This window comes from Hydrogenispora ethanolica (assembly GCF_004340685.1).
In the GTDB taxonomy this organism is placed as follows: Bacteria; Bacillota; UBA4882; order UBA8346; family UBA8346; genus Hydrogenispora; species Hydrogenispora ethanolica.
In genome coordinates, this window is the sequence record NZ_SLUN01000021.1 from 26,567 (window position 1) to 50,049 (window position 23,483).

At 46.1% G+C, this 23,483-nt stretch carries 22 protein-coding genes; 20 read left to right on the forward strand and 2 right to left on the reverse strand.

Translation table 11 applies throughout. The features are described 5' to 3' along the window. Window positions 1–26 precede the first annotated feature (26 nt). The 15 genes from EDC14_RS16180 to EDC14_RS16250 all read left to right on the forward strand — a co-directional run bounded on the left by EDC14_RS16180 (window position 27) and on the right by EDC14_RS16250 (window position 14,818). Window positions 27–1,034 (forward strand): class I SAM-dependent methyltransferase, encoded by a 1,008-nt coding sequence (locus tag EDC14_RS16180; RefSeq protein WP_243662960.1) that lies wholly within the window; start codon window positions 27–29, stop codon window positions 1,032–1,034. Window positions 1,035–1,572: 538 nt separating this feature from the next. After that, entirely contained in the window at window positions 1,573–1,953 is a 381-nt protein-coding gene (locus EDC14_RS16185; RefSeq protein ID WP_165908078.1) for a DUF2089 domain-containing protein, read from the forward strand. A 149-nt stretch (window positions 1,954–2,102) separates the two neighbouring features. Further along, complete coding sequence (locus tag EDC14_RS16190; protein ID WP_132015354.1) at window positions 2,103–2,522, forward strand: SHOCT-like domain-containing protein; 420 nt, start codon at window positions 2,103–2,105, stop codon at window positions 2,520–2,522. 593 nt (window positions 2,523–3,115) lie between these two features. Continuing rightward, complete coding sequence (locus EDC14_RS16195; RefSeq protein WP_132015355.1) at window positions 3,116–3,481, forward strand: phage holin family protein; 366 nt, start codon at window positions 3,116–3,118, stop codon at window positions 3,479–3,481. Between the two features lie 759 nt (window positions 3,482–4,240). Continuing rightward, window positions 4,241–4,423, forward strand: coding sequence for a NusG domain II-containing protein (locus EDC14_RS27805; protein WP_132015356.1), 183 nt, complete (start codon window positions 4,241–4,243; stop codon window positions 4,421–4,423). Between the two features lie 10 nt (window positions 4,424–4,433). Then, complete coding sequence (locus EDC14_RS16205; protein WP_132015357.1) at window positions 4,434–4,949, forward strand: Gx transporter family protein; 516 nt, start codon at window positions 4,434–4,436, stop codon at window positions 4,947–4,949. A 3-nt stretch (window positions 4,950–4,952) separates the two neighbouring features. Beyond that, the gene (locus EDC14_RS16210) at window positions 4,953–5,753 is read left to right on the forward strand and encodes an energy-coupling factor transporter transmembrane component T family protein (protein WP_132015358.1); all 801 of its coding nucleotides are present in this window, start codon (window positions 4,953–4,955) and stop codon (window positions 5,751–5,753) included. A gap of 617 nt (window positions 5,754–6,370) precedes the next feature. Further along, the gene (locus EDC14_RS16215) at window positions 6,371–8,356 is read left to right on the forward strand and encodes an NAD(P)/FAD-dependent oxidoreductase (RefSeq protein WP_132015415.1); all 1,986 of its coding nucleotides are present in this window, start codon (window positions 6,371–6,373) and stop codon (window positions 8,354–8,356) included. Continuing rightward, window positions 8,349–9,344 carry a polyprenyl synthetase family protein gene (locus tag EDC14_RS16220; RefSeq protein ID WP_132015359.1) on the forward strand — a complete coding sequence of 332 codons (996 nt, stop codon included), beginning with the start codon at window positions 8,349–8,351 and terminating at the stop codon, window positions 9,342–9,344. Before EDC14_RS16215 ends, EDC14_RS16220 begins: the two co-directional genes overlap by 8 nt. Window positions 9,345–9,378: 34 nt before the next feature. Next, the gene (locus EDC14_RS16225; protein ID WP_243662961.1) at window positions 9,379–10,341 is read left to right on the forward strand and encodes a UbiA family prenyltransferase; all 963 of its coding nucleotides are present in this window, start codon (window positions 9,379–9,381) and stop codon (window positions 10,339–10,341) included. A 5-nt stretch (window positions 10,342–10,346) separates the two neighbouring features. Beyond that, the gene (locus EDC14_RS16230) at window positions 10,347–10,724 is read left to right on the forward strand and encodes a NusG domain II-containing protein (RefSeq protein ID WP_243662967.1); all 378 of its coding nucleotides are present in this window, start codon (window positions 10,347–10,349) and stop codon (window positions 10,722–10,724) included. A gap of 136 nt (window positions 10,725–10,860) precedes the next feature. Continuing rightward, window positions 10,861–11,850, forward strand: a complete 990-nt coding sequence (locus EDC14_RS16235; protein ID WP_132015361.1) for a hypothetical protein — start codon at window positions 10,861–10,863, stop codon at window positions 11,848–11,850. Window positions 11,851–12,235: 385 nt separating this feature from the next. Further along, on the forward strand, window positions 12,236–13,291 hold the full coding sequence (locus tag EDC14_RS16240; protein WP_132015362.1) for an FAD:protein FMN transferase: 1,056 nt from the start codon (window positions 12,236–12,238) through the stop codon (window positions 13,289–13,291). A gap of 47 nt (window positions 13,292–13,338) precedes the next feature. Beyond that, window positions 13,339–13,626, forward strand: a complete 288-nt coding sequence (locus tag EDC14_RS16245; protein WP_279388772.1) for a phage holin family protein — start codon at window positions 13,339–13,341, stop codon at window positions 13,624–13,626. A 487-nt stretch (window positions 13,627–14,113) separates the two neighbouring features. Continuing rightward, complete coding sequence (locus EDC14_RS16250; protein WP_132015364.1) at window positions 14,114–14,818, forward strand: hypothetical protein; 705 nt, start codon at window positions 14,114–14,116, stop codon at window positions 14,816–14,818. Window positions 14,819–14,949: 131 nt separating this feature from the next. On the opposite strand, the gene EDC14_RS16255 is transcribed toward EDC14_RS16250, so the two are convergent. Further along, the gene (locus tag EDC14_RS16255) at window positions 14,950–16,032 is read right to left on the reverse strand and encodes a DUF4365 domain-containing protein (RefSeq protein ID WP_132015365.1); all 1,083 of its coding nucleotides are present in this window, start codon (window positions 16,030–16,032) and stop codon (window positions 14,950–14,952) included. Between the two features lie 126 nt (window positions 16,033–16,158). Then, the gene (locus EDC14_RS16260) at window positions 16,159–16,500 is read right to left on the reverse strand and encodes a helix-turn-helix domain-containing protein (RefSeq protein WP_132015366.1); all 342 of its coding nucleotides are present in this window, start codon (window positions 16,498–16,500) and stop codon (window positions 16,159–16,161) included. 234 nt (window positions 16,501–16,734) lie between these two features. Here EDC14_RS16260 and EDC14_RS16265 point away from each other — a divergent pair, with 234 nt between their 5' ends. The 5 genes from EDC14_RS16265 (at window position 16,735) to dapA (EDC14_RS16285) (ending at window position 23,463) form a co-directional block, all read left to right on the forward strand. Next, window positions 16,735–17,184: a SymE family type I addiction module toxin gene (locus EDC14_RS16265; RefSeq protein ID WP_132015367.1), complete on the forward strand. Its 450-nt coding sequence runs from the start codon at window positions 16,735–16,737 to the stop codon at window positions 17,182–17,184. A gap of 1,468 nt (window positions 17,185–18,652) precedes the next feature. After that, window positions 18,653–19,570, forward strand: coding sequence for a 4-hydroxy-tetrahydrodipicolinate synthase (dapA, locus tag EDC14_RS16270; RefSeq protein WP_165908069.1), 918 nt, complete (start codon window positions 18,653–18,655; stop codon window positions 19,568–19,570). A 163-nt stretch (window positions 19,571–19,733) separates the two neighbouring features. Then, a complete protein-coding gene (locus tag EDC14_RS16275; protein ID WP_132015369.1) occupies window positions 19,734–21,362 on the forward strand; it encodes a ribulokinase in 1,629 nt (542 codons plus the stop codon). A 224-nt stretch (window positions 21,363–21,586) separates the two neighbouring features. After that, entirely contained in the window at window positions 21,587–22,357 is a 771-nt protein-coding gene (locus tag EDC14_RS16280; protein WP_132015370.1) for an IclR family transcriptional regulator, read from the forward strand. 197 nt (window positions 22,358–22,554) lie between these two features. Next, on the forward strand, window positions 22,555–23,463 hold the full coding sequence (gene dapA / locus EDC14_RS16285) for a 4-hydroxy-tetrahydrodipicolinate synthase (protein ID WP_132015371.1): 909 nt from the start codon (window positions 22,555–22,557) through the stop codon (window positions 23,461–23,463). Window positions 23,464–23,483 lie beyond the last annotated feature (20 nt).

Sequence of the window (23,483 nt, forward strand, 5' to 3'; positions counted from 1 at the left end):
TACGAATACCTTATAGGAGGTCGGCCATGAACGAATATGATCAAAAGGCGGTTGTGGCGCGCAATCCCATCGCGGCTGCCGCCTTCTATATCACCAACATCCTGCTGTTCCCCATCACGCTGCTCGGTTACGTGATCTGGGTCGGTAAAATCCTCCTCGCCGGGGGCAAGTCGGGCGCGTCGATGACAGCGCAAGGGCCGCTTTCCGCGCGCTGGTTCGAGCACAATCTGGGTACTAGGGAAGACGAGCCGGCGAATCGGCTGATGATGGCGCTGTCGGGTGTCTCCCCTTTGGGCGTGCGTCTGGCGGCCGGGCCAATGCTGCTGGCCCAACGTTTGACCGGCTATGTGCCAAAAGCATTCAGATACCCCTTCGAGGGGGACGTCCCTCCGCAGTATGAGGCCTCCGCCCGCATAGCGTTCTTTGATATCGCCGTTGACCGGCACTACGCCGACATCGACCAGTTCGTCATTCTCGGCGCAGGCTTCGATACCCGCGCGTTCAGACTGCCCAAGGACATGCGGGTTAAAATTTTTGAGGTCGATATGCCGAAGACGCAGGCGACCAAGCGCGAGATGCTAGCGAAGGCCGGGATTGACTTGACTGGGGTCACGTTCGTAGCCGCCGACTTCGAGAAGGATGACTGGCTCGCGCGGCTCGTGGACGCCGGTTTCGACCCTGGCAAACCGACCTTCTTCCTGTGGGAGGGTGTGATAATGTACCTGGACAGGGAAGCTGTCCTGGCCACCCTGCTTAAAATTGCGAGCACCGTCAAGGGCAGTGCCGTCGCTTTCGACTACTTCACGACCGAGCCGCTTGACTCGCGGTCGCTTTACTGGCGTTACGCGAGAGCGACGACCAACGCCGCCGGTGAGCCGCTGAAATTCGGCATCGATAGTACGCCGCCGTCGCGCGAGCGCCTCGCCGAGATGCTCGCATCTTGCGGACTATCGCTCGTCGAGCAACGTACCCTTGGGCAGGAAACTGAAGGCAAGCGCGCCTGGGGCGGCTTCGCAGTCGCAGTCGTGAAGTGAAGCTGATTTGAATGAAGAAGTATTTTAATGGCTACGCGAGGCGTATGTGTTTTCGCAGAATAGGGTAAGAACTAACCTACCTCAGTATTGCTGATTAACTCACCCCGTGACAGGTGCGGCAGGTCAATCCGGCTATGCTTTAGCCGGTGCTTTCTTTTAACTAGTTATGTTAACTCTATGCTTGTTGAAAATGTGGTGGGAATTCAACGACGATAAGGGTTTGAAGTATTAATAATCAGCCGGTGAAGGAAGGTATATAAGGAGCGTACCGATCGAACCAGCTGGAATTTCAATAAGTACTAAATGGGTACCGGGTTTAAATAACCCCGGTATTTTTATATGGAATCCACCAACAAGTTATATCATTCTAAGCACTGGGGAAGAAAAGAAAATAACGATTGGATTATTAATCATTTGCCAGACATCAATTGGATTATTAATAAAATTAATATTAATATTAATAAAGTTAAACTTGATATTGATTAAATAAAATAGTCATGATATATTAATACTATCTTAAGGAGAGGAGCTGATGATTATCAATTATCAAGCACCGGGAATCTGTCCGGTATGCGGCAAACGCTTGCATATCGTCAAGCTGAGTTGCGATCAGTGCCAAACCGTATTGGAGGGGCGGTTCAGTTCCTGCAAATTCTGCCAGTTACCGCCGGAGCAGCAGGAATTCATCGAAGTCTTTGTAAAATGTCGCGGCAACATTAAAGATGTAGAAAAGGAGTTACGGATCTCCTATCCGACAGTTCGCAACCGGTTGGATGGGGTAATTGAGTCCTTGGGTTATCAAATTGATAAAAGCGCCGCGGCGGACGAGAAAATACGGCGTCAGGAGATTTTGGCAGCTTTGGAGCGGGGAGAGATTACTCCCGATGAGGCGGCCAGGCAATTAAAAACAGTGAAATGACAGCGACTAATAGTGGTGTGATAAAGTCTCCAAACCTGAAATTCTCTCTTTATGATCGACTTTATCAACCACCTAAGATGCTTTTGTGATACCCGTTCCGATCTCGGACCGGTTTATCACAACACTTAAATCAGGAGGTTGAAATGGCGATGAGCGAAGAAAAACTGAAAATTCTCCAAATGATACAAGATGGAAAAATCAGCGCCACGGAAGGGATGGAACTGTTAAAAGCCTTGGATGAAGCGGAACCAGGGGAAACGAGCGGTCTAGCAAATTTAAACGGCCGGTTTTTCCGGGTCCGGATTAGCGCGGAAGGAAATACTAAGGTCAACGTCAATGTACCGTTGAAACTTTTAAAGGCGGTCTCGAAATTCGCCAACTTCGGAATGGGATTCATCCCTCCGGAGGCGAAAGAAGAGTTGAATCGAAAAGGGATTGACCTTTCCCAGATTGATGTGGAAGAGTTGGTGCGGATGATCGAAGAAGGGTTGATCGATTGCAAACTGGTGGATATCGATGTGAATGATCCGGAGAAAGGCCCCGTTAAGGTGGAAGTCTATGTGGATTAAACCGTATCGGAGCCACTTTCTAATCATCCGGATGCGAAAAGGTAGTTTTTGGATCGCGGTTCCGGTTCCGTTATTTTTGTTCACACAATTGTGCGAAGCTTTAGCGGACTTGGCCGCTTTGGTTGAATTCATTGCTCCCGTCCGGATTCGAGTATGGCCGGAACGTTTCCAAAGCGGGTCGCCCTTTTTGAAGCAGGTTTCTCCTTATGATCTTTTAGAGATGCTTCGGGCATTGTTCGACGAAATCCGGAGCGTGGGTCGCCTGCGAATGGTCGAAATTGAGTCGATTCAACCGGAAAAGCGGGAGAAAGTCTCCGTTTACGTTGATTTTGTCTAAAAGCGTTGTGATAAACCCTGTCCGAAGGCCAGGGTGAACACAAAAGCTCAGAGAAGCAAGTCAGAGAATTGCATAATTACCTTAACAAGCCCTGTGGCCACAAGATATATTGTGGACAAAAAATTATTTTATAAATTATGCAATCTCTCAAGGGATAAAGTCGTTTTGAAATCCTCTTGCCAGTCGAATTGTTTTGAAAGAGATTTTATCACATGGCTTCTAAAATCAAACATATGGAAAGGGAAGTTGAAGAGGGATGCTTCGTATTCTCATTAAGATTCTGGCCAATTTTACCGGCATTTATTTAGCGGCCCGGTTATTTCCGGCGATTCGCCTTGCTGATTTGCAGACCGCGCTTTGGGCCGGGATGATCCTGGGAGTTGTGAATCTGTTCATTCGGCCGCTCCTGTTGCTCGTGATGCTACCGTTCAACTTAATCACCATGGGATTGCTGACGTTCGTCATGAATACCTGGATGATCATGCTTACGGACTCGATGCTGGAAGGATTGAAGATTCCCGGATTTTGGCTGACGCTAATCGTTTCGCTGATTATTTCCATCATCAACCTCATTTTGCAGAATCTTTTGAAAAGACCTAGAACCTCATCTTTAAAGGGTTAAAAATTTAAAGAGATAAGCTCGGTCATAGTATAAGGCGCTTTTATTTTCTATAAAGCAAGATTAACGCTGTACTGATTCAACCATTTTACGAATATCGTCCTCAGTAAATCCTTTTTCTAATGGTTCTTCGATTACATTATAAAGCTTAATCATTGCTTCTGTTTTATCAACATCATCCATACAACCTTCCCAAAAATCTCCCGATTGAAATAAAGTGGAATAAAAGATTTGTTATCTTTGCTGCATCTAGAACAGTCATGTCATTTTCGGAGTTAAAATCAGGCTGGAACCAATTGGTGATTTTGATATGAAAAGGAGGTCATTTCAGCAGTGACTGATGCTGAAAAAGAAGTGGCTTTGTTAAAACAGAGGCCAAACCTTTGCCGGGAATTATAACCAATTATATTTCAGGCTTTTTTCCTTTTAGTAAAAACAACTAATATTTTTTAAGAAAGGATTTCCGGATAACTAGCCGAAAATAACTTTAAAAACAGGTATTTAAAAGCGTTGTGATAAACCCCGTCCGAAGGTCGGGGTGAACACAAAAGCTCAGAGAAGCAAGTCAGAGAATTGCATAATTACCTTAACAAGCCCTGTGGTCACAATATATAGTGCAAAGCCCGGATATATCTATCGATATATTGTGGACAAAAGATTATTTTATAAATTATGCAATCTCTCAAGGGATAAAGTCGTTTCAAATCCTTTGGCAAACAGATTCATTTGAAAGAGACTTTATCACATGGCTTTTAAAATGGAATGAAAATTACAATATCGATTGAAAAAGGAAGAATCCGGTTTTCAGATGCCGGTTGCCCCGATAGACTCTGTGTCAAACAGGGCTGGCTCACATCCCAGGGGGATCGGGCCGTATGCCTGCCGTCCAAAACAGTCATCCTGATCCGGGACTCTGCCCGGCCAGTCGATAGCATTTCTTATTGAGGTGAAACCGATGAACAATACCAAACGGCAGGCTGTTCTGATCATTTTAGTCTGCAATGCGATTGTCATTTCCTTTTTGGAAGCATTGCTGCCGCTACCGGTTCCAGTCCCTGGAGTGAAACTGGGCCTGGCCAATATATTGACCACCCTCGCCATTGTTTTTCTGGATCTGAAAAGCGCCTTAATTATTGTGGTATTGCGATCCATTGCAGTCACATTCTTGAGCAAAGGTTTGTTTGCGTTGGTATTCGGGCTGACCGGCGGGTTGTTAAGCGCTGTTTTGATGTGGGTTCTCTACAAAAAGCTGCCGGATGTTTTTAGCATCAAGGGGCTCAGCATTGCTGGCGCCATTATTCATAACACCGGGCAGATGGCAGTTGCCTCCTGGCTGCTCCGGGAACCCTTAATCCTTTACTATCTTCCTGTTCTGGCGATTGCAGCGGTGATCACCGGTTTTTTCACCGGCAGTATCAGCGAACTGGTCATCGGTGAGCTTAAAAAGAGAGGGTTTTTAGAAGAGTTATAAACTTTGAGTGGGCATAAAAAGAGAGGTGTGTCTGCTATCGGAAACATTAAGCCCCCAAAAAATCAGATCTTAACCGCAATGGACCCAGGAGTCAAAGCAGGCTTGGTCATAATATTAGCCGCAATCCTTTTATGGAGTAAAATGCCGCTCAGTTTTGCGGTTATTTTGCTATATATCCTCCTGGTAACCGTTCTTTCAAGCCTTTCTTTCCGGATTCTCCTTCGCAATCTGCTTTATTTAACAGTTGCCTTGATTGTTCCCTATCTGTTCGGATTAATCTTTTCTATTTGCGGCGTTCTGTTTGATCCGGGAGGCTTTTCCGCCCGGAACATTAATTTTCCGGCGATTGCCTTAAAATTTGGACGCTTGATTTTACTGGGGCATATCGGTAGTATATATATGTATACCACACCTTTTGGACGGATCGTCGGGATGTTAAACAGGCTGCTTACACCGGTAAAAAGGTGCGGGGTGCCGGTGGGAGCCTACTTGAGGATTTTGATCTGCATCCGGACGGAACTTCCCAATGCCATCAAGCGCGGCCGAGACACGGTTGCCCGGTGGCGCGACCCGGTCGGAACGATAAAACGCCGGAGCTTGAAGAGTAAAATTGAAGGGATGGCAAATGTTATTGTCTCGCAAATTCTGCAATCATTTCAAGAGATTGAACGGATTCAAAGATTGATTGATGAAACGGATTGCGCGGATTTGGATGCTTTTCGGTTTAAAGTCTCCAAATTCGATATCATGGCGATAATTAGTTTGATTCTGCTTGGTGGGGCGGTGTTATGGATGGAACAATGAAAGAAACTGGAGAACTGACTAATGAACAACTCCCCGTTTTCCTCTTTTAGCGCGGACATTATTTGATTTAGTTATACCAACTTTTCTTGGTATCTTTTAAAAGCGTTGTGATAAACCCTACCCGAAGGCCAGGGTGAACACAAAAGCTCAGAAAAGCAAGTGATAAAGTCGTTTTTTAGTCCATTGAAAGGATGATTTCCGAATTAGAGGACTTTATCACATGGCTTTCAAATCGGGGTCGGTGCATTCTTTGAAAGATAATCCGGATGGACTCGAGACTGATTTCAATTAACAATTATCAGGATAAGAGCGCCTAATTGCCAAAATGTATCTGCCAAAGTCCCTATCAAATTCTAAAAATTTCATCCATGAATTCTACTTTTTACATTTTAGATATATTATATCAATAAAAAATAACCTTGGGAATATCATCCAGGACTCACGGACCTTTTATGTATCAGTCTGCATTGCATTGACTTATATATTTTTCCATATTATAATAATTTTATCCATACTATAATAACATTGTGATGTTTTTCACGAAGAAATGTGCTGCTCTCCGCGGCAAAACAGCGGTTTTTCGTATTACTCAAGTTTTGAAAGGAATGATAAGAAAAATGATTAGAATAGTTATAATCGGAGGGGGCTACGCAGGCGTACTTACGGCAAAGAAGCTTGCAAAGAAATTTAAAAAGGACGCCGGTACATCGGTCACCATTATCGATAAAAACCCGTTTCATACGATGCTTACGGAGCTGCATGAGGTCGCCGCGGGAAGGGTCGAAGAGGACAGCATCAGGATAAGCTTCAGAAAGGTCTTTGCGGGCCGAAAGGTACAATTCGTCCAGGATTTTATCGAGTCCGTCGATTTCGGCAAAAAAACCGTCCTCGGAAGAAACGGGTCTTATGAATACGACTATCTGGTGATGGCGGCAGGTTCGCGCCCGACTTATTTCGGCATCCCGGGAGCGGAGGAGCATTCCCTATCCTTATGGTCTTACGAAGACGCCGTCAGGCTCAGGGAGCGCATACTTGACCGCTTCAGGCAGGCTGCTTCGGAAACCGACGAGCTTGAAAAACGCAGGCTGCTTACCTTCCATGTCGTCGGCGCAGGTTTGACAGGAGTCGAAATGGCGGGCGAACTAGCCGAATATGTACCGATATTATGCGACAGGTTCGAGATAGACAGGAAAGAGGTATCTCTATTCAATGTAGACTTACTTCCCCGCGTCGTACCCTCCCTTCCGGAAAAGCTTTCTGCAAAAATACAGCGCCGCCTTGAGAAGATGGGCGTGGGCATGCTGCTGGGCACCCGGGTCGCTGAGATCGGCGCGGATTACATCGACCTGAGCATCAAAGAAAATGTAAGCCGGCATGCTACCGGTACCGTGATCTGGGTGGGCGGAATAGAATGCGCTTGTGTGGCCGTCAAGGCCGGGGAGACTGCGTCCTGCGACCGCCGTGGCAGGTTGAATACGGACAAATACCTCAGGGGTATCGGCAACGAAAGCTTTTATGTTGCCGGAGACAACCTAAATTGCATTCCCGAGGGCCAGTCCGAGCCTGTGCCGCAAATGGTGGAAAACTGCGAGCTAAGCGCCCATACCGTGGCGCATAATATATATGTATCCATAACGGGTAAAGGTAAACTCGAAGAGTATAGGCCTAAGTTCCACGGGGTCATGGTAAGCCTCGGCGGGAGATACGGGGTCGCCAGGGTAGGCTTGCCCGGGTTAATGATAAACCTTCCGCCTTTCCTGGCGATGTTTACCAAGCACTTTATAAATATCATATATTTTGTCCAGGTGCTCGGCTGGAACAAGGTATCCGGCTATCTGGGGCACGAATTTTTCACCATACGCAATAAACGAAGCTTTGTCGGAGGACATCTGAGCAACCGGACGCCCAGCTTCCTTCTGGTTCCGCTCCGCCTTTGGCTGGGCGCCGTATGGCTATTCGAAGGCATTATGAAAATAGTGGATGGCTGGTTCGTATCCCCTAAGCTTAAAGACTTTTTCGGAGGGGCAAATTCCTGGTATAATTCTCTGCTGGGCAGCACCTCCGACGCCGTTTCCAATGCAACCAATGCCGCCGCCTCGGCATCCGACGCAGTAAGCACCGCGACCGGAGCAGCACCCTCGGCTCACGCCGCCGGGACAGTTATTTTGAACTGGGATATCTTCGGCATTTTCAAGCTAATATTCGTCAGCGGCAAGTCTATCTCCAAGTCGACCCTCGCTGATTACGCTTTCAAGGTGGACATTCCCGTTATGAACTGGTTTATAAACACATGCATCATGCCTTTTGACTGGCTCCAGATCGCAATGCAGATACTCATTGTCGCCGCCGAGATACTCATCGGGCTTGCGCTTATGGGGGGGTTATTCACCCCACTGGTTGGCGCGCTATCGATAGCACTGCTATGCATGTTCATTACCTCCACGGGCCAATACCTGTCAAGCTTCTGGATGCTAATGGCGGGAATCGTTATGCTCTGGGGCGCGGGCAGCATATTCGGCCTGGACTATTACACTACCCCGCTCCTGAAAAAAGGTTGGAAGCGGTTGGGTTGGGTAAGGCGGTTCTATATCTATCATGACTAACAAATCGAATTTGGCATATATAAGCGAACCCGGTCCTGCCACGGACGGGCTTGAATACGACGAAGCCCTGCGTCTGACGGAGCTGGAGGTCAGAAAACTTCTGAAGAACGCTCCGCCGTTGATAAGGGTCCAGACTTCGCATCTTGCCCGGGTAGCCGGGAAAGGCATGCGCGCGCGGGCTTTGCTTGCCTGCTCCATAGGCGGTGACGGCCTTGTCAGGCGCGGCGCGGTCAATGCCGCCGCTGCCGTTGAGTTGCTGCATCTTGCCACGCTTATTCATGACGACATCATCGACGACGCCGATATGCGCCGGGGCATAGACGCCTTGCATGTGAAATTCGGCGAAAAGACAGCTGTCCTCTGTGGGGACTATCTGTTCTGCCTTGCCTTTGACATTGCTTCGTCGATATCACCCCGGGAATCAGACAAGGATAAAATAGACGGCGTCCTACCCTCATATCTTACGGAGATCTGCCTCGGCGAGATCAGGGAATTGGGCAACACCGGGAATCTTGACCTTACTGAGCGTGAGTATTTCAGGATAATATCCGGGAAAACGGCGGCGCTGTTTCAGGCGTCTTTCCACGCGGGCTTCTTTCTATCCGACGAGCCGCGGGAAGCCAAGGATTTATATATAGAGACAGGCAAACAGATGGGAATACTTTTCCAGCTTGTCGACGACTGCCTGGACTTCGTATCTTCGAAAAAGAAGGCAAAGAAGCCCGTACTTACCGATTGCCGCCGCGGGGTCGTGACACTGCCGCTTATTTACGCGCTGAGAGCCGATAAAACGCTTCGACTAAAAATAGAAAACGGCTTATCGGAGCAGGAGCTGAAGGCTGCCGTTATAGCTGCGGGCGGGCTTGAATACACGCAGTCCAAGATCAGGGAACGCCGGACGAAGGCGAAAAAACTCATATCCTCGCTGGGCTCCGAAAGCAAAAAGACCAGGTTGGAGCTGCTGCTTGACAAGGCTGCCGCTCTTTAGATAACGCTAACGCCTGTGAAAGGAAACGGTGCTGATGGGTATCGAAACCAAAATAACAAGCGTAGTCTCTCCGATGGGTATCGTAAAGAGGACTCTGAGCTATGTCGAGATAAAAACCAAAATAGCAAGCGTATTCCCGTTTCTGATGGGGCTTGCCTATCTCCATTCGTCCGGTTACGGGATAGACCCCCTCAAAACAGTGGTGTTTTTCCTCGGCATGTTTTGCTTCGACCTTACCGCGACTACGATAAACAATTATTACGATACGAAAAAAAACCATCAGACGCTCCAGTTTGCCAGGCCCACGGCCATGGCGATACTGCTTACCTTGTTTACGGTAAGCGTCTTTTTCGGGCTGTTTCTCGTTTACCTGACCGATCCGGTGGTTTTGCTCCTGGGCGTCCTGTGCTTCTTTGTCGGTATCATCTATTCCTACGGCCCCGTCCCCATCTCCCACGGGCCATACGGCGAAATAGTCTCCGGTTGCTTTCACGGACTGTTAATCCCGGCTATCCTGATATATATAAATGTTCCCGACGGCGGGCTCTTTTCGTATTTTCTTGATGACTGGAAGCTGTCCGTGATTCTGAATATCAGGTCCATCGCCGGGCTCCTGATGTTGTCCATTGTCCCGGCCTGCCTTACCGCCAATATCATGCTTGCCAACAATCTATGCGACGTTGAGCACGATGTGGCGGTAAACAGGTACACGCTTGCTTATTATCTAGGGAAAAAAGGCCTGTGGCTTTTCGCCGCACTGTATTATGCGGCATATCTGTCGGTGATCGCGATGGTGGCGGCGGGCTTCCTTTCGCCCCTCAGTCTTTTACTGCCAATCACGCTGATCCCGGTACAGAAAAATATCAATCGGTTTTTTGAAAAACAGATCAAGGAAGAGACTTTCATCGTCTCGATCAAAAACTTTCTGATCGTGATCATACCGCACATCCTGCTGATTTTTCTGGGAAGCTTTCTGCCGGGCTGGGGCCCCCGATGAAATATATGAGAAAAGCGGATATCGTATTAATCGCGGCCCTTGTGGTTTCGGCTCCGGTATTTTGGTTTCTGAACAGGCATTTTGCGGCGGAAAAGGGGGTATATGCCGAGATATACCATGATTCCGTGCTGGTTTACAGGATAAAGCTTTCAACCGCCAAAGAAGGTTCGTTTTCCATACCCGGAGAGCCCGACGTGGTTTTTCATCAATACGCCGACGGAAGCATCGCTTTTATCAAGTCCGACTGTCCCGACAAGATTTGTATCCGTTCGGGCAGGTTAAAGAATGCCGGCCAGTTTGCCGCATGCCTTCCCAACAAAGTAATGCTGAAGATCGTTTCGGAGGAGAAAGATCGCGAAGCTCCGGACTTAATCATTGAATGAGAGCCGGTGATATGGGGACAGACGGAAACAACGTGACCTGTACGAAAGGGCGTCTTCCGCATTGGCGGCGGTGTCCCGCGCTAATGAGGATTGATCCGAATGAGACGAATTTAAATTTAAAGGAGGTAAAATCTCAATGAAAAAGTTAATTGCAGTAATACTGGCGGTTTTACTCGTCTCCGCGATCTGCGGCGCGGCTAATCCTGGAAAGGTGAAGACCGGCCTGGCGGTGATAACGGAGCTGAATAAGTCCACCGATGCCGGCGCCAAGCCAGGACTGGCTGAAATCGATTCGACGGTCGTCGCGGTGACGGTCGGCGGCAACGGCAAGATAGTCAAGTGCGTTATCGATGCGGTCCAGAGCAAGATTAACTTCGATGCGTCCGGTAAGCTTATCACTCCGAAGGATACCATGTTCCCGACTAAGAACGAGCTGGGCAAAGGATACGGAATGAAAAAAGCCTCCAAAATCGGAAAGGAATGGAACGAGCAGGCGGCGGCGCTTGCCAAATATGTGGTAGGAAAGACGGTCAAAGAGATCAAGGCCATCGCCGTGGACCAAGGCAAGCATCCTACGGGCTCCGACCTCAAAACCTCGGTGACCATATCGATCGGCGGATATATCGAAGCGATCGAAAAAGCCGTCGCGCAGGCGCAGGCGCTTGGAGCGTCGTCTTCCGACGTACTGGGTCTCGGCGTAGTCACCAATATGTCGCACTCTGTCAACGCCGGTGAAAAGCCGGGCCTTGCCGAGGGATATTCCACCTATATAGCCATTACCAAAGATTCCAAAGGCAAGATAACCAGCTGCCTCATTGACGCCAGTCAGGGCAAAGTCAATTTCAACACGTCCGGCAAGATTACCACCGATATTAAAGCCGGGGTAAAGTCCAAGAACGAGCTGGGCGAAGGATACGGAATGAAAAAAGCCTCCAAAATCGGAAAGGAATGGAACCAGCAGGCGGCGGCATTCGCCAAATATGTAACCGGCAAGACACCCTCCGAGGTGGCTGATATTGCCGTGAACAAGGAAGGACACGCGACCGGGAGCGACATTCTGGCGTCAGTGACCATCGGCATCAATGACTTCCAAGCCGCCATCGCTAAAGCCGCGGCGAAACGATAACAATTCGAGCTGCCTCAGCCTTCTAAAAGCCATGTGATAAAGTCCTCAAGTTCAGAAATCATCCTTTCAATGGACTAAAAAACGACTTTATCACTTGCTTTTCTGAGCTTTTGTGTTCATCCTGGCCTTCGGACAGGGTTTATCACAACGCTTCTAATAAACATGTCGCAATAAGTTTCATGGATAAGTGTGGATTATTGCGACATATTTCTTTGATTCCTTGATTCATATTTGAAAAAAGCCCAATAATATTGACATTCACATCCGGTAGTTGGGATGTGAATGTTTTACTAAAAACTTTTTTCAACATATATAAAAGCAAGATTCGCGGCAGATTGTTGAATGCCTGTACCTTATAATTCAGTGCACAAAAGGAACATGAAATATGAAACGACTTATCATCTTTTTGCTCGCTGTTTTACTGCTGGTCGCGTCCGGATGCGCGAAGAAGACAACAAGATATCAGGCGGAGTTTTTATCGTTGTTCGATACCGTGACTACTGTCGTGGGCTATTCGGAAAGCAAGGAGGAGTTTACCGCCCTCGCCGGACGGATAAAGGACAAGCTCACGGAATATCACAGGCTGTTCGATATCTATCACAGCTACGAGGGCGTCAACAACATCAAAACCATCAACGACAACGCCGGCAAGGCTCCGGTAAAGGTCGGTAGGGAGCTTATCTCCATGCTGCTTTTTGCCAAAAAACAGTATTACGCGACTGACGGCAAGACGAATATAGCTTTAGGCCCGGTGCTCGCGATATGGCATGAGTACAGGGAAAAGGGCATATCCGACCCGCTCGGCGCCGAAATACCCCCGCGGGAGCTGCTTGAGCAAGCCGCCGGGCATACTGACATCGGAGGCATTATTATCGACACGAAAGCCTCGACGGTATACCTTTCAGACCCCGGGATGCGCCTTGACGTAGGGGCGGTAGCCAAAGGCTATGCCGCCGAGCGGACAGCCCGTTATTTTGAGGACGAAGGCGTCTCTTCCCTTTTGCTCAGCGTAGGCGGCAATGTCCGCGCCATAGGCGGCAAGCCGGGCAAAAACGGGATGGAGCCCTGGAATATTGGCATAAAAAACCCGGATAAGGAGAGCAAGGATACCGAGCTTTGCAGCGTACTGATATCGGGATATTCCGTAGTGTCCAGCGGCTCATATGAGCGCTATTATACCGTGGACGGAACAAGGTACAACCATATCATAGACCCAAGTACCCTTATGCCCGCGTCACATTTTAAGGACGTTACAATCATATGCCGCGACTCCGGCATTGCCGACGCGCTGTCCACGGCCGTCTTCATTATGCCCCTTGAAATGGGCAAGAAGTTCATCGAAGGTATTGACGGCGTCGAAGCCTTGTGGGTGACGGGCACCGGCGAGCTCGTTTATTCCAAAGGGTTCAAGAGTTTTCTGAAAGTTGACAATGAAAAATAACTTCGGCGGAAAAGGAGTCCTGACGGGAATGATGCATATCGCCAATCATTAAACGGCTTTTTTCGAGGGGTATGCATTTGTATCAAAAGATAGTACCTTTGCCAAAAAGCGGGATTATCTTGGGAGTTGTGAATCTGTTCATTCGGCCGCTCCTGCTGCTCGTGATGCTACCGTTCAACTTAATCACCATGGGATTGCTGACGTTCGTCATGAATACCTGGATGATCATGCTTACTGACTCGATGCTGAAAGGATTGAAGATTCCCGGATTTTGGCTGACGCTACTCGTTTCGCTGATTATTTCCATCATAAACATCATTTTGCGGAATCTTTAAAAAGACCTAGGACCTCATCTTTAAAGGTATCAAAAATTTAAAGAGAAGCTCGGTTATAGTATAAGACGTTTTTATTACTCTGATTACTCAAGTGTTTATTGACATCTGCGGGGTAATGCAGCTGATATAATTGGTATATCTCCGCAGACTTACCATGTGGAATGTGTGGCGAAGATGGTCCGAAAGGTTTAAATAATCATGCGAGTAAATCTGTATATGTAATAAAAATGATCTTCATCAGGGACGTGGCTAGCATGGTGGACCCGAGGGTTGACAATGATTAACCACGTTCTTTGTTTTTGAAATGATGCCAATTTAAAATAAGTGGGATAGATGTATCAGACTGCTCGGTAACACTCCGAAAGACAACTTTATGTTTTGAGAAGAATCGATGAACGATAAACGTGTATTCCAGACTTAGTCGGGAAGATCATTGGCGCTGCACTAAAATAAAAAGTTTAAATATAAGGAGTGAAGGAGAACTTATATGAATGAAGTAGAAATTTTTGAAATGTTGTCGGCAGTTAAATGGTATTTTGAGTTAAAGAATCTTTCACTTAAGAATGCTCTAGCTTTACGATGCCCTCTTTCTGTCGAAAATCAATCGGATTTAAGGCAATATTATTCTCAATATTTTGCTGGGCTTCTTTCTGCAACAGAATTATTTCGAGAACAAGATTATCCGTATAATTTGCCATTTAATATTACTTTAAAACAGAAGCTGTCTTTTGAGGGCTTTCCTGATGGAGAATATAATTATTCATATCTTCGTGAACTTCGGAACAGCATAATTCATAGAGGACTAAATATTAGTTCTGCTGTACATATTAAAGATAATTTCCCACTGTTAATTTCTCCTTCACCGGTGAAAAGTCGAAGTGGTAAAACATTATATAAACCTTTCGGATTTTACTTAATAGAAATAATTCAAAAATGTGAAAAAGTAATTGGAGATATTTTTTTGACCCATTTTACTGAGTTTGAACTTTTAAAAAAGTATATTCCTCAAGAAAAAACTATAGAATTGAGTAAAAAAGCTATATCTGAATCAATTGCTATGCCTGATTGGGTAAAAACTAATGCATTAAAAGTTATTGGCACCTTAGATCATGAAAAAGTACAGCGGGATCTAATCACAGATTTAGTAAAGATATTGAAGTTTAATGTAATATCTGTTCCAATAGTAAAATAAGTGTATTAAGAATGAAACAAAACAGTAGTCAATAGAATGCGAAATGTTGATTAAGTAACTAAGTATTATAGTCTATTTGAGACATAAGGTGCAATCTTGTTATAAGATATACACTCAGTCAGTATGATAACTTAATAAAGGCCAACAAATGCAGATTTTTTAAGTGTTTCAATAATTTCCTTTATAATATCATAATAATCTGAATGGTTATTCTGAGCCAAATATTCTTTTGCAATAACTTTAGCTCTTTCAAGATCTTTAAATTGTATATAATAGATACAAAGATAAAATGCATGTATTCTTATTTCTTCACTAATAGTTTTATTAAAAGAAATTTTTTCAAGAAAAGTGGTTTTGTTAGGGCATATATCAATGATTGAGTGAACACATTGACCAAGTGTGCCTCTTTGAATTCCGTTTTCATCTATAGCGCTTAATAGTTTAGTTATCTCAGCTTCCCCAAATGAATCAGCCATTACTTCTTGCGCATAAGTCCGAGTGTTTTCATCGATAATATTGTTTTTATACCAAAAAATGTCCCCATGCCCCGGAATATGACATAATGCAAATATTAACCTATTTAATACACTTTCATCTTTAATACATTTAAAACAATTGATTAGATAAAACCAGGCAGCTTTGCGATTTCTATGATTATAAAACAGAGATATAATACCATCTTGACACTGATTTATATTTTTGATATCTGCAAAAAGTTCAAGAGATTTACCAAAATTATCTTCATCTTTATATTGGCGTTGGTATTTTAAGTAATAGTCCATAATTTCTGAAAAGGTTTCTTGTGAAAATAGATTGCTTTTTGAAATTTTTATAACATACGGGCCCTTATTTATTAATGCTGAATTAGATTTTAAATATTCGCTAATATCCACCCACACTGCATTATTATCTTGTGGATTGTAAACAATTCCGATTATAGGTAATATGTGATTTTTCCAATATTCAAAATGCTCTTTATCCGCCTTTAAACTATAGTAATCATTATGAATATTAGAATTTCCTGCTTTTATTTGGACTCCAATACATAAGCTTGTAGTTTCTTCATTTTTAATGAACTCGATAATTGCATCATTGCCAACATCATTCTCAAGATCTATTTCTTGAAAAATACAGTTGTATGAGTCAACAATACTCCTTACATAATTAACCCCTTTCCTAGCTGTTGATTTAGTAACTGGTCTCTTTGTTGTCACGCCTTCTCTCCTCCAGTATACTTACTTGAATGCCACCAATGGCCATATTTCAATAAAATACCTTTAATTATATAAGAATAAACTTGGTAGTAGAGCTTTTGGACTCAATTCAAATTTATTTTCCCATCACTTCTTAAATTTCCTCCGAAACACCAACGCCTCAATCACATTTTTAACCGTCAATAAATCTTCCTCATTCAAATCATTCAATTCGTTTAATAATTCCCGAAATTTTTTATCCCGCAGATTTACGCTAGATAAATCAATCTTCTCCTTGGATATTAAAAAGTCCGTCGAGACCTCAAAAGCTTCCGCCAGTTTATCCACTGTTTTTGAGGAAGGAACCATTCGACCCGCTTCGTATTTGCTGATATACTGTTGTCCAACACCGATTTTATGAGCCAGAAACTCTTGGCTCCACTTCCGTTCCATACGGAGTTTTTTTATTTTCGCTCCTATTTCAGACAAAATGAGTTCCTCCTAAAAAGTGGAAGATTTACTTGACAGATTATTACAATAAGAGTATATTTAGAGTATAAAATTAAGTATAAATAACTAATGAAAAACTATTTATTAATACTCAATGATTGTTATCGCCATGATTCGGAAAGGCCGTGTATTCCTCGGATAAATTCATAAGTAATTCTACAAATTCCCAAGGCTTTCCTCTTTCCATGGCCAAAGTTTGAGAGGAGAGAAGCAATGAAAACCCGCCGCCGCCTCACCGTGGGTTCCATCCGCAAAAATCATCAAAAAGTCCCCTACATCCGGCTGACCGGTCATTGGTTAGCCCGTAACGGTTTTCAGATTGGCCGTTCGATTTTGGTCCGGGTCAGACCGGGCGGTATCAGCTTGGATCTCGATGCGCCGGCGGAAGAACCGCCGCAACCCATCGAAGGATTCCTCGTCATGCATCATCAAGGCCATTACGCCATTTGCAACCGGGAGCTGTTTTATGAATTGTGCCAGAATGATTGCGTGGCAGTCGAGCTAGAGAAGGACGCTTGGGTGACGATGACGGTCATGCGGGACATGGAAGGGTATTATTTGAAGAGCAAAGAGATATCGTTTTATCCCAAGATGGTCTACGGGCGGTTGGTTCCGGCGGAAGAGGACGGAGCGGGGAGGGACGATCCCAGAGCCTCGCAGTAATCATTCAATCTATCCCGGCAAAACAAAAACGTGAAGCCCAATAATACGATCAAGCGGGTCTGAAAGCGACCTCTCCCCACTACGAAAGCGAAGTATCAGCCATAGAAATTCGCAGGGTGAATCGGGAAGGTCGAAGCTTGGTCACGGCTTTGTTCGTTTCAAAGTCGGTTCCTCCAATACCGTTTCAGAGAGCTCCCAACAAGGGCTTTCTTTCATAATCCGGTTGTTTTGGGGATAAGCGATCGCTTCGAGTCGTTCAGTGAGCCCATTTTGCGAATCAGGGCTCTCTTTGGGCGGCTGAAAGAGCTCATTCAGTCGCCGGGTAAGCTCTTTTTGTGGAAAAAGAGTTCTTTCAGTCGTTGAACAAGCTCTTTTTGTGAATAAACAAGCTCTTTTTGTGGATAAGCGAGCTCGCTCAGTCGTTCAGCGAGCTCTTTCTGTGGATAAGCGAGCTCATTTTGTGACTGAGCGAGCTCTTTTTCGGAAGAATGAGCTTGCTCAATCGTTCAGCAAGCTCATTTTGTGGATAAGCAAGCTCTTTTTGTGAATAAGTGAGCTATTTCTGTGGATAAACGGGATCGTTGAATGGGGTTAATGAATTTTGGCTGTGGATAAGTCGGGAAGTTTTTGAGGCTCGGGCAAGGAGCGCCTGTAAACAAAGGAGAATCGCCGCATCCGGCAGCGGCGGAAAGGGCCATGCGGTTGATATTCATTTTGGCGTTCAAGCAGTCAGGGGTCCGGTTCCCGGCCGGTCCGCCCAAAAACAAAATGACTCGTCTCAAACGGACGGGTTTTTTATTTTTAGGAGAGCAATGGAGAAAGGGAAAGCGTGAATCGCAAGGGCCGGTCCGTCGGACGGTAGTGGCAAGTGATAGGATTAAACTCCATAATCCTGAATATTTCAATTCGATTGCAGAAAAATTACAAAAAAAAAGGATTATCGTAACCAATCGCGAATAAGGTTTATTACAATACAGAACGGCGTTGCATGATAAGCAACGCATTGGCGGGTCAATGGATTTAAAGCGACATGATGGCGATTTGATACGCTTCGGAAACCGTTTTTTTTTGCAAAAACAAAGGAACGGTGTTCCTGTGTAAGGAACGGAATCTTCGAAGAAGAGTTCCGGAACAAAAAGCGCAATCACTGACCCGGCTATTGCCTTGGCTTTCCGGTAAAGCTCTTTCCTTCGGGCGGTTTATCGGGAACCGGAACAGTGTCCTGACCAAGGTGCTTTTTTAACTCAATTTACTGGCCCGAAGGATTACGGTGTTTCCCGATCCCCGCGTCTTTTATCCGGGAAGAAAGATGGCAGAAAACCATGTCGAAGGGAGGCGAAGTATTTAAACACCGGTATTCACGGTATTAGCCCCGGAGGAAGGAAACCGAATGGCATTGCCAACAGAGAAACAGCCAATTCTGGTGCCTTTGAGCAGGACAAAATACATAAAACGAGGAGAATTCCAAATGTTTAATAAAGACAAGTACGGCAAAATCTTAGTCCCCATGGTAACCCCGTTTAAAGAAGACCAAAGCGTTGATTACGAAGCAGCGGCGAGTATTGCCCGGAAATTGGTCGATGATAAATTGGCGGATTCCATTGTTCTCTCCGGAACCACCGGCGAATTTTTTACCATGAGTTTTGATGAACGGGTCAAGCTGTTCCGGACCATCAAAGCGGCAGTCGGAAACGAGATTCCTTTGATCGCGGGCACCGGTTGCGCCTCTACGATTGAGACCATCGCCTTAAGCAAGAAGGCGGAAGAACTTGGATATGAACTTGTCATGGTGGTTTCTCCTTACTATACCAAGCCCAATCAGGAACAATTGTACAACCATTATAAAAAAGTAGCGGAATCGATCAAAGTTGACATGCTGGTCTATAACATTCCTATTTTTACCGGAGTCAATGTGAATCCGGAGACGCTGGCCGAATTGGCGAAGATCAAAAATATCGTTGGTGTCAAAGAAGAGGCTGAACTGAATGCCAAACAAATTACGGCTTTTCTGAATGCCACTCCCGAAGATTTCATTATTTATAACGGTGATGACACGATGGTGATTGAAGCTTATGCTCAAGGCGGCGCGGGGCGGATTGGCGGCGTGATCAGTGGCGCTTCCCATATCATGGGTCATCAGATTCGCGCCATGATTGATGCTTTCCTTGCCGGAAAGGTTCAGGAAGTTGCCGATACACAGCGCAAATTAATGAAGTTTTACCGGATTATGGGGCAGAATGGGCGCACCAATCCCGTGAGCCTGATCAAGGATGCGATGCGGTTGGTCGGTTATAACGCCGGTTATCCAAGATTGCCGTTGACCCCGGGTACCCCGCAAGAAATTGCGAAAATTAAAGAAGTGATGAAAGAACTGCAAGTTCTATAATTCGGGAACGATTTTTGGTGATGATAGGTCAAGCCGGTTCGGTGCTTGCCGAACCGGCTTGAAAATAGAATATTCAATGACTTCTACTACAACGAAGGAAATTTAAAACTTTTGATCGAGCCGTCTAGGGTTGAAATATGCCATAAGCGTAAGGAGGAGTGCAATGAGTGTACCGAATACCAAGTATGTGATTGGGCTCGATTACGGAACGGAGTCTTGCCGGGCCTTGTTGGTTGACGTAACAAATGGAGCGGAAATAGCGGCAGCGGTTTATCCATATCGCCACGGGGTAATTACCGGGGTGCTTCCCGAGACTGAAGTTGAGCTTAAGAAAGATTGGGCTTTGCAGGATCCCGCCGATTATTTGGAGGGGTTTAAAACCGTAATTCCACAGCTGCTTCAAAAGGCGGAGATTTCTGGCGAAAGCGTCATCGGAATTGGAATTGATTTCACAGCCTGCACTGTGCTGCCGACTTTGGCGGACGGAACGCCGCTTTGTTTTTTGGAACGTTACCGGAAGAATCCTCATGCCTGGGTTAAGCTGTGGAAGCACCACGCGGCCCAACCGGAAGCCGATCAAATCAACCAGTTGGCGATGGAGCGGCATGAGCCATTTTTAGCTTACTATGGCGGAAAGATCTCTTCGGAATGGGCGTTACCGAAACTGCTCCAGATCTTCAACGAAGCTCCCGAGATTTACAAAGCTACTGCCAGGTTTATTGAGGCCGGCGATTGGATCGTTTGGCAAATGACAGGACAAGAAAGCCGTAATGCCTGTGCTGCCGGTTATAAAGGGTTATGGACTCACGAGAATGGCTATCCGGGGTCGGAGTTTCTCGCAGCCTTGAAACCGGGTTTTAAGGCTGCGATTACCGATACGATGCAGGGTCCGATCATTGCGCCGGGGCGCAAGGTTGGGACCTTAACGCGAAAAGTGGCCAAAGAGTTGGGCTTAACCACTGAAGTCGCCGTATCGGCGGCCACGATTGACGCGCATGCCGGCGTCCCCGGCTGCGGGGTCGGGAGCCCGGGCAAGATGGTAATGATCATGGGGACTTCCTCTTGCCAGATGGTGATGACGAAGCGAGCCCATTTTTTTAACGGCTTTGCCGGTATAGTTAAAGATGGGATTCTGCCGGGTTATTATGGTTATGAATACGGTCAATCGGCGGTCGGGGATATTTTTGCCTGGTTTATCGAGAATGCCGTACCCTATCAATATTATCGGGAAGCGGAGTCCCGGGGTTTGGGGTTATATGCTTTGCTTGAAGAAAAGGCCGCCGGGTTGATGCCGGGAGAGAATGATTTAGTTGCGCTGGATTGGCAAAACGGCAATCGAAGTATATTGATGAATGCGAATTTGCGAGGGGTTGTAATCGGGTATTCCTTGCGGACAAAGCCGGAAGCGATTTACCGGGCTTTGATTGAGGCCACCGCTTTTGGTACCCGGAAGATTGTGGAGACCCATGAAAACGGGGCGGAGCCCATTGACGAGTTTTTTGCCTGTGGCGGTTTAACGAAAAACCATATGTTAATGCAGATTTATGCCGATGTTTTGGGCAGGCCGGTCAAGATCGCGTCTTCGGCGCAGCCGGTTGCGTTAGGAGCAGCTATTTTTGGCGCTTTAGCAGCCGGGAACGCTGCCGGCGGTTATGATAATTCAATGGAAGCAGTACAAAAAATGATTCAACCTGCGGCCCGGATCTTTACGCCGAACGAGAGGAATCACCATATCTACCAGAATGTTTATCAACACTATCTTAAGCTGCATGATTACTTTGGGGTTTTGTAAATCCTCAGGGTGGAGAGAACGTCGGGCGGAAATACGAAATTCAAGTTTGTTTTGAAAAGTTAAAAAAAATTTCATTTCTCAGCAGGAAAAATGTAACTTGGCCGAGAAATTATTCATATAAAAAGGAACAACGTTCCTTTATAAGGCACGATTGATTGCAACATCGGTAGTAAAACGTTATTTTAATTGTAAAAACAAATCTTAGAGTGGGGAAACGGCGAACGATGGCGGCACAGAAGATAGAATCAGTTGCGAAAGCTTTAACAATCCTGATGTTGTTCAAAATGAACAAGGATGAATGGGGAGTCTCCGAGATCGCCCGGGAACTCGACATGCAGAAAAGTACAGTCTTCAGGCTGCTAGCAACAATGCAGGATTACGGTTTTGTCCGGAAAGGTGACAATAACACGTATCGATTGGGATTGCGCGTCCTGGAGTTGGGCAGTATTGTTGCGAATACGTTCAACTTTCGCGATGTGACGGGAATTTATTTGCGCAGGGTATCTGAGCAGTGCGGCGAAACGGTTCATTTGGGGATCCTGGACGACTGTGAGGCGATGTCCATTGAAACTGTCGAAGCGCAAAATACTTTAAAGTCGACGATTGTGGTAGGCAAACGGACTCCGTTGTACTGCACGAGCGTGGGTAAAGCGATCCTCGCGTTTTTGCCGGAAGATGAACGCAATGCTATCATTCATAAAATCACTTTTCACAAGTTTACGGACAATACGATTACCGACGCGAATGCATTGATTGAGGAGCTGAATGTTACCCGGGAGCGGGGCTATGCACTCGATAATAGTGAACATGAATTGGGAGTGCGGTGTGTGGCTGCTCCGATTTGGGATCATACCGGGCGAGTGCTGGCTTCATTGAGTATCTCCGGGCCAAGCGTACGAATCACCGAGGACAGAATCCCGGAACTTTCCCAATTGGTTTTAAAGGCGACCCAAGAGATATCTCGGGAATTAGGCGCCCGCAGGGTTATTTCGTAGGACTGCCCGCAGTTTCGGCTGCTTATTTTTTTAGTTAATTATTGGAACGTTGTTGCGCACAACGAAACGCACAAATGTCGCCGGATCCTAAAAATGAAAAAGCTAGAGGAGGAGTGGAGCGATCACTGACAATTTAAGCGGCCTGAGATTGATTCCGGAATTCAATCGCTACTCAAACATGTCAAAGGAGTGAACCAATGAACAAGTTTGGACGAGTATTGATCCCTTATTTGACCCCGTTTGATGAAAATGAAGCAGTTAATTATCAAGCCTTCGCGGAACTAATCGATTATACCATCGCCCAAAATTACGTGGATACTGTAATCGTTTCCGGAACTACCGGCGAGTTCAACACCTTGAGTTTTGACGAACGAGTCAAATTGTTCGAAACCGCGGTGCGAGTGGTGAACAACCGGAAGCCGATTATTGCCGGGACCGGATGTGCTTCCACCAAGGAAACCATCGCGCTGACCCAAGCCGCCGCCCAAATTGGGATTGAGACATGCCTGGTGGTCGCTCCTTATTATTGCCGGCCCACTCAGGAAGCCGTCTATGAACATTACTATCGGGTCGCCGAAGCCGGCGGTGTGGATATTTTGTTATATAACATCCCGATCTTTACTGGAATCAATATGGAGCCGGAATTGGTCAAAAGGCTTGCGGCCCATGAGCGGATCATCGGTATTAAAGATGAGGCTGGTCTAAACCCGGTACAGATCACGGATTTTTATTTGCAGACTGAAACGGTGGATCCTGATTTTATTTTGTACAATGGGGACGATTTAATGTTAATGCCGACATTAGCGCAAGGTGCGGCGGGAATCGTCAGCGGAGGCTCGTTGCTGGTCGGCGATCAAGTGAGAAAGGTATTTGAGGCCTATCATGCGGGTAAAGTTGACGAATCATTGGCGATTTATCGCCGGTTATTTAAGCTTTTTAAAGCGTTTGGACTCGATGGCCGCCTCAATCCCATCCCGGGCCTGCGGGCTGCAGTAGAGATCGTTACCGGAATCAGGATTGGGAATGCCAGAGGTCCGCTGAATGGCCCCAATAAGGAAGAGCGGCAAGCCTTAATCTGCTTCTTGAAAGCGGAGGAATATATATAAACAAGCCTTTCAAATGTTAA

Bases quoted from the DNA above. Each gene is read 5' to 3' on its own strand.
- EDC14_RS16180 (WP_243662960.1), top strand. From the start codon at position 27: ATGAACGAATATGATCAAAAGGCGGTTGTGGCGCGCAATCCCATCGCG.
- EDC14_RS16190 (WP_132015354.1), top strand. From the start codon at position 2,103: ATGAGCGAAGAAAAACTGAAAATTCTCCAAATGATACAAGATGGAAAA.
- EDC14_RS16195 (WP_132015355.1), top strand. From the start codon at position 3,116: ATGCTTCGTATTCTCATTAAGATTCTGGCCAATTTTACCGGCATTTAT.
- EDC14_RS27805 (WP_132015356.1), top strand. From the start codon at position 4,241: ATGAAAATTACAATATCGATTGAAAAAGGAAGAATCCGGTTTTCAGAT.
- EDC14_RS16205 (WP_132015357.1), top strand. From the start codon at position 4,434: ATGAACAATACCAAACGGCAGGCTGTTCTGATCATTTTAGTCTGCAAT.
- EDC14_RS16215 (WP_132015415.1), top strand. From the start codon at position 6,371: ATGATTAGAATAGTTATAATCGGAGGGGGCTACGCAGGCGTACTTACG.
- EDC14_RS16220 (WP_132015359.1), top strand. From the start codon at position 8,349: ATGACTAACAAATCGAATTTGGCATATATAAGCGAACCCGGTCCTGCC.
- EDC14_RS16225 (WP_243662961.1), top strand. From the start codon at position 9,379: ATGGGTATCGAAACCAAAATAACAAGCGTAGTCTCTCCGATGGGTATC.
- EDC14_RS16230 (WP_243662967.1), top strand. From the start codon at position 10,347: ATGAGAAAAGCGGATATCGTATTAATCGCGGCCCTTGTGGTTTCGGCT.
- EDC14_RS16235 (WP_132015361.1), top strand. From the start codon at position 10,861: ATGAAAAAGTTAATTGCAGTAATACTGGCGGTTTTACTCGTCTCCGCG.
- EDC14_RS16240 (WP_132015362.1), top strand. From the start codon at position 12,236: ATGAAACGACTTATCATCTTTTTGCTCGCTGTTTTACTGCTGGTCGCG.
- EDC14_RS16250 (WP_132015364.1), top strand. From the start codon at position 14,114: ATGAATGAAGTAGAAATTTTTGAAATGTTGTCGGCAGTTAAATGGTAT.
- EDC14_RS16265 (WP_132015367.1), top strand. From the start codon at position 16,735: ATGAAAACCCGCCGCCGCCTCACCGTGGGTTCCATCCGCAAAAATCAT.
- dapA (WP_165908069.1), top strand. From the start codon at position 18,653: ATGTTTAATAAAGACAAGTACGGCAAAATCTTAGTCCCCATGGTAACC.
- EDC14_RS16275 (WP_132015369.1), top strand. From the start codon at position 19,734: ATGAGTGTACCGAATACCAAGTATGTGATTGGGCTCGATTACGGAACG.
- EDC14_RS16280 (WP_132015370.1), top strand. From the start codon at position 21,587: ATGGCGGCACAGAAGATAGAATCAGTTGCGAAAGCTTTAACAATCCTG.
- dapA (WP_132015371.1), top strand. From the start codon at position 22,555: ATGAACAAGTTTGGACGAGTATTGATCCCTTATTTGACCCCGTTTGAT.